This window comes from Duganella alba (assembly GCF_009674495.1).
GTDB lineage: Bacteria > Pseudomonadota > Gammaproteobacteria > Burkholderiales > Burkholderiaceae_D > Rugamonas > Rugamonas alba.
In genome coordinates, this window is the sequence record NZ_WKJN01000074.1 from 1 (window position 1) to 5,594 (window position 5,594).

5 protein-coding genes and 1 rRNA gene are annotated in these 5,594 nt (G+C 63.6%); 1 reads left to right on the forward strand and 5 read right to left on the reverse strand.

Translation table 11 applies throughout. The annotated features are described in order from the left end of the window. From GJ695_RS29150 to GJ695_RS29170, 5 genes are all read right to left on the reverse strand, one after another. A partial coding sequence (locus GJ695_RS29150) for an ABC-type transport auxiliary lipoprotein family protein (RefSeq protein ID WP_154370581.1) occupies nucleotides 1-571 on the reverse strand: 571 nt, incomplete at its 3' end. A 24-nt stretch (nucleotides 572-595) separates the two neighbouring features. Continuing rightward, nucleotides 596-1,534, reverse strand: coding sequence for an MlaD family protein (locus GJ695_RS29155; RefSeq protein ID WP_154370582.1), 939 nt, complete (start codon nucleotides 1,532-1,534; stop codon nucleotides 596-598). Beyond that, nucleotides 1,534-2,376, reverse strand: a complete 843-nt coding sequence (locus GJ695_RS29160; protein WP_154370583.1) for an ABC transporter ATP-binding protein — start codon at nucleotides 2,374-2,376, stop codon at nucleotides 1,534-1,536. The genes GJ695_RS29155 and GJ695_RS29160 overlap by 1 nt, the downstream gene beginning before the upstream one ends. Next, the gene (locus tag GJ695_RS29165) at nucleotides 2,376-3,488 is read right to left on the reverse strand and encodes an MlaE family ABC transporter permease (protein WP_154370584.1); all 1,113 of its coding nucleotides are present in this window, start codon (nucleotides 3,486-3,488) and stop codon (nucleotides 2,376-2,378) included. Before GJ695_RS29165 ends, GJ695_RS29160 begins: the two co-directional genes overlap by 1 nt. 177 nt (nucleotides 3,489-3,665) lie before the next feature. Then, nucleotides 3,666-5,138: a B12-binding domain-containing radical SAM protein gene (locus GJ695_RS29170; RefSeq protein ID WP_154370585.1), complete on the reverse strand. Its 1,473-nt coding sequence runs from the start codon at nucleotides 5,136-5,138 to the stop codon at nucleotides 3,666-3,668. A gap of 355 nt (nucleotides 5,139-5,493) precedes the next feature. On the opposite strand from GJ695_RS29170, the gene GJ695_RS29175 reads away from it, so the two are divergent. Beyond that, a 16S ribosomal RNA gene (locus GJ695_RS29175) occupies nucleotides 5,494-5,594 on the forward strand; the annotation flags it as partial.

Below are 5,594 nucleotides of genomic sequence, written 5' to 3' on the forward strand. Positions count from 1 at the left end.
GGACGTCCGCCGCCACCGCATCGCTGGCGTCGGCCAGCGCGCGCGCGCCGCCGGCCGCATCGGCGCTCGGCGCCGGCACGCTGCGGCTGAAGGTCTTCTGGTCCACCAGGCGGTGCGCGCGGAACACCGAAGCGCGCAGCCGCACCACGCCATTGCTGGTGGTGGCGTTGTCGAAGTTCTGCGCAAAGTCTTCCACTTCCATGCGCAGCACGGTGGCGCTGGCGGCGGCGTCGGTGGTCGACAGCACTTTCACGCCGGCCTGCGCCAGGCTGGCCTTGATGCGCTGCGTCAGCAACTGCGACGGCGTGCTGGTCCACTGGTTGTAGGCGTAGGGACGCGACTGGCGCGCATCCGAGTACAGCAGGCGGTAGTGCATGCGTTCGGTGTCCAGCGCGGCCGGACCGGTGACGTCGGCAACGATGATGGCGCCGATGCTGCTGGCGCTGGCCGGCGCGCTCGTCGGCAGCGGGCCGAAGTCGAACTGCGAGGTCGGCACGCCCTTGCTGGCGCAGGCGCCCAGGGCCAGCGCCAGGGCGGCAATCATGATCGCGTTACGGATGGTGGTGGTCATCATCTCGGTGTCCTTTAGATTCGCTTATTTGGCCGGTGCGGCAAAGCCTTCTTCGCCAGGGCCGGGCGGCGTGCCTGGCGCGCCGAAGATCAGGCTTTGCGGACGGTCGTTGATCTTGTTCATGGTCTTGCGCAGCGCGCGCATCGAGGCGCGGGTGTCGTCGGACAGCGAGTTCACTTGCGGCAGCGTGTCGAGTTCCAGCCCGCCGGCGACGGCATCGACCGAGGTGGTGATCCGCTCCACCGAGGTGGCGACGCGATCGATCGGGCCGCCCGGCGCCTGCAGGCTGGTGGTCAACTGGTTGACATCGGTGGCCAGCGCATTCACCGAGTGCAGCGTCTTCTGCGTTTCGGCGGCCAGCGCCGGCAGCTTGTCGATGGTCGGCTGCAGCTTGTCCGGCAGGTCGCGGTATTTCTGCGCCGTCTCGCTGACATCGGAGAAGGCGCCAAGGATGGTCTGGCGGTTCTCGGGACTGAGCAGGTCGTTCAGGCGCTTGGTCACTTCCTCGGTCTGGGTCAGGATTTCCTTGCCGCGTTTTTCCAGCTGGTCGAAGAAGCCCTGGCGCAGCGGAATGCGGGCCGGATGCTCGCTGCTGGACGGCAGCAGCGGCGAGCCGACCTTGTCGTCGTCCAGCGAGATGAAGGCGATGCCGGTCACGCCCTGGTAGCCCAGCGCGGCAAAGGTGGTGGTGGTGATCGGCGCGTCGGTGTTGATGTTGAGCGTGACCAGGATCTGGCCGGCCACCTTGGGATCGAAGGCGATGCTGCCGACACGGCCCACTTCCAGGCCGCGGTAGCGGATCGGCGCCTGCGGGTTCAGGCCGGGAATCGATTGCGCGGTGGCGATCACATAGGGCGTGCGCTCGACGCGGTCGCGGTTGAACCAGAGACCGTACAGGATGGCCGCGATCAGCAGCGTGATCGTGAAAAAGCCGGTGGTAAGGGCATGGGATCGATTTTCCATCAGTGCTCCGTGGGTTTTTTTTCTTCGAGCGCTTCGAGCGCGCGACGGCCCCGGTCGCCAAGGAAGAATTCCTTGATGAAGGGGTGATCGACTTTCAGTAGATCGCGCAGCGGACCCAGCGCGATCACATGTTTTTCCGCCAGCACGGCGATGCGGGTGGACAGCGCGAACAGCGTGTCCAGGTCGTGGGTCACCATCACCACCGTCAGTCCGAGCTCGCGGTGCAGCGACTTGATCAGCGTGACAAAGGCTTCCGACAGGTCGGGATCGAGGCCGGCGGTCGGCTCATCGAGGAACAGCAGCTTCGGCTCCAGCGCCAGCGCGCGCGCCAGCGCCACCCGCTTGACCATGCCGCCGGACAGGTCGGACGGCATCTTGTTGGCCTGCTCCGGCCCCATGCCCACCATGTTCATCTTCAGCAGCACGGCGTCGTGGATCAGGTCTTCCGGCAGCACGTGCAGTTCGCGCATCGGCTGGGCGATGTTCTCGAACACGGTCAGCGCCGAGTACAGCGCGCCTTGCTGGAACAGCATGCCCCAGTGGTTGCGCAGCTGCTGCAACTGGGCCGAATCGATCTCGCTGATGTCCTCGCCAAACACGCGCACGCAGCCGCGCGCCGGCCGTTCCAGGCCCAGCATCTGCCGCACCAGCGTGGTCTTGCCGGTGCCGGAACCGCCGACGATGGACAGGATCTCGCCCTGTTCGATTTCCAGGTTCAAGTCCTGGTGCACCACGGTGCGGCCGTACTTGGTCCACAGGCCGGTGATCTCGACCACCGGCACGCTGCCGTCCAGCGTCAGTTCGCCGGTGCCGGGGCCGCAGGTGCTATCCGGTTCGCTCATCAGAACCCCACGCCGCTGAAGACGATCGCAAACACCGCGTCGGCCAGGATCACCGCCGTGATCGCCGTGACCACCGAGGTGGTGGTGCCGCGTCCCAGGCTTTCGGTGTTCGGCTTGATGCGCAGGCCGAAGTGGCACGACACCAGCGCGATCAGCATGCCGAACACCACGCCCTTGCCGATGCCGATCATGTAGTTCGCCAGCGGCACGGCTTCCGGCAGTTTCAGCAGGAAGTATTGCGGCGACAGGTTCAGCTCCAGCTTGGCCGACAGCATGCCGCCCAGCAGCGCGATGGTGTCGGTCCAGATCACCAGCAGCGGCATGGCGATGGCCAGGGCCAGCACCTTGGGCATGATCAGGCGGAAGCCGTGCGAAATGCCCATCACCAGCATGGCGTCGAGTTCCTCGGTCACGCGCATCACGCCCAGCTGCGCGGTGATGGAGGAGCCGGAACGGCCGGCCACCAGGATCGCCGCCAGCAGCGGTCCCAGTTCGCGGATGATGCTCATGCCCAGCAGGTTGACCAGGAAGATGTCGCCGCCGAAGTTGCGCAGCTGCTGCGCCGACAGGTAGGAAAACACCACGCCGATCAGGAAGCCGACCAGCGCCGTGATGCCCAGCGCCTGGAAGCCGGCATGGAAGATATTGGCCGAGATTTCCATCCACGGTCCGCGTCCGGGGCGGCGGATGAAGGTGCCGAGGTCCAGCACCACCTGGCCGATCAGCCGTATCAGGCCGGCCATGTGCTCGAAGAACAGCAGCATGGCGAAGCCCAGTTTCATCACCAGCGTCAGGCGGTGCTGGCGCGAGCGTGGCAGTTCCAGCGGGCCGGTGGATTCCAGGCGGTTGAAGAATTCTTCCAGCTCCGGCGCCAGTTGCAGGTTGGCCGGGCGGGTCTTGCCCCAGGCGTTCCAGAACAGCTGGGCGCCGATGTGGTCCATGCTGTCGACCGCCGACAGATCCCATTTGAGGTGGTCGCCCTTGAGCGACTTGAGGAAGGCGGTGATGGTGGCCATCGCCTTGCCCTGTGCCAGAGCGTGTACTTGCCAGGTGCCGGTCGCGGCGACGGCGCCGGCATTCAGGGTCAGGGTAGGCTCATGGGCTATAGGCATATTGCAAGTTTAAGGGAGTTTCGCCCCGGCCGCTACCAATGTTCTCGTCCGGGGTGTGCACTCGCTCATAAGGCAGACCCCACAGGTAGGCGCGCTATGGCTGCACCCCGCACAGCCAGGCGGGGTCTGTCCCCGTCCGGGGACAGACCCCTGGCTCCGGTTTGCGGGGGAGAAGCATCAGGCGGCCAGCCTCCTGGCTTGCCGTTTTGGCGCCGGCGTTTCCATCGCTTTGGGTTTCGCCCCCGCATAGTCGCTGGCCAGCAGGGCCTCGGCGTCGGCCTTGTCCATGCCCTGGGTCTGCAGATAGCGCGCCACCATGGCCACCAGCCGTTCCAGCGCGATGCGGTGGGTGGCGTCGGTATTCGCATACAGCCAGTCGGCAAAGGCCATGAAGCGCTGGAACGGCGCGTCGCCCAGCAGCACCGGCAAGGTATGGCCGAAGCGCCCCGAGTTGGCCACCAGGTCCCAGTAGCGGGCAAAACGCACCAGTCGCTGCATGGTTGCAAAGTCGATATCGCGGTTGGCCAGGATGGTGTACGGCGCATACGGGTCGTACACCATGCCGAATTCCTGCGTGTGGCGGATGATCGGCGTGCCGCGCAGGCGCTTGAGGATGCCGAACTGGATCTCGTGCGGCTCCAGCGCCCACAGTTTGTTGAAGCCTTCGGCGAAGCTCTCCACCGTCTCGCCGGGCAGGCCGGCGATCAGGTCGACGTGCATGTGCGCGTGCGACTGCGTGGTCAGCCAGCGGATGTTGTCGGCCGCCTTCTGGTTGTCCTGCCTGCGGCTGACCAGCGTCTGCACCGCCGGATTGAAGCTCTGGATGCCGATTTCGAACTGCAACGCGCCGGGCGGGAACTTGCTGATGCCTTCTTTCAGCGCGTCCGGCAGATGGTCCGGCACCAGCTCGAAGTGGGCGTAGACCGGATCGTCCGGGTTGGCTTCCAGCTTGTCGAGGAAGAACTGCATGATCTTCAGGCTGGTCTTGATATTCAGGTTGAAGGTGCGGTCGACAAACTTGAACAGCCGCGCGCCGCGCTGGTACAGCGACTCCATCTCCGCCAGGAAGTTATCCAGCGCGAACGGCCAGGCCGTCTTGTCCAGCGCCGACAGGCAGAACTCGCACTTGAACGGGCAGCCGCGCGAGGCTTCCACATACAAGGTGCGGTTCTTGATGTCGTCGTCGCTATATAGGGAGTAGGGCAGCTTGATGTCGTTGATCGGCGGCTGGACGCCGGCATGCACCTTCATCAGCGGCTTGGGGCCGTGCAGGATCTCGCCGCACAGCTTGGGGAAGGTCACCTCGCCCCAGCCGGTCACCACATGGTCGGCCAGCTTGACGATCTCCTGTTCATTGGTCTCGTGCGAGACTTCCGGTCCGCCCAGGACCACGGCCACATGCGGCGCCACGCGCTTGAGCATGGCGACAACCTTGGTGGTCTCCTCGACGTTCCATATATAGATGCCGAAGCCGACGATCTTCGGCGAGTACGACAGGATGCGTTCAACAATCTCGGTCGCCTTGGCGCCGATGACGAATTCCTGCAGGTGCGTTTGCTCCTGCAGCGCGCCCATATTGGCGAGCAAATAGCGCAATCCCAGCGACGCATGGGTATAGCGGGCGTTAAGCGTGGTAAGTAAGATAGACATCCGCGTATTTTACCCTTGCCAGACGCGCCCGCCCTTGCTATAGTTCGCTCCCTCGCAAAACGACGCATGCAAATGCAGAGTGAAGCGGGAAAAAGAAGAGCTTGACGAGATGTGCGAAACGCTTCATAATCTTGCCTCTTCGCTGATGAACAAAACGCTTCTTCAGCTAGCAATACCGAATTAGATCTTTAAAAATTTACAGTCGATAAATGTGGGCGTTTGATGCAAGTGCACGCGGTACTTCGGTACTGCGAAACTAAAAGCATTAAATGCTCAACAAGAAGTACTAAGAGTAATACTGTTAGTGTTTTGAGTGAGCGAACCAATGACCTGCAGAGGTCATTAAACAGAGATTAAACTAAAGAGTTTGATCCTGGCTCAGATTGAACGCTGGCGGCATGCCTTACACATGCAAGTCGAACGGCAGCACGGAGCTTGCTCTGGTGGCGAGTGGCG

What these genes read in the sequence shown, in the direction of transcription:
- GJ695_RS29155 (WP_154370582.1), bottom strand. Translation starts at nt 1,534, where the DNA reads ATGGAAAATCGATCCCATGCCCTTACCACCGGCTTTTTCACGATCACG.
- GJ695_RS29160 (WP_154370583.1), bottom strand. Translation starts at nt 2,376, where the DNA reads ATGAGCGAACCGGATAGCACCTGCGGCCCCGGCACCGGCGAACTGACG.
- GJ695_RS29165 (WP_154370584.1), bottom strand. Translation starts at nt 3,488, where the DNA reads ATGCCTATAGCCCATGAGCCTACCCTGACCCTGAATGCCGGCGCCGTC.
- GJ695_RS29170 (WP_154370585.1), bottom strand. Translation starts at nt 5,138, where the DNA reads ATGTCTATCTTACTTACCACGCTTAACGCCCGCTATACCCATGCGTCG.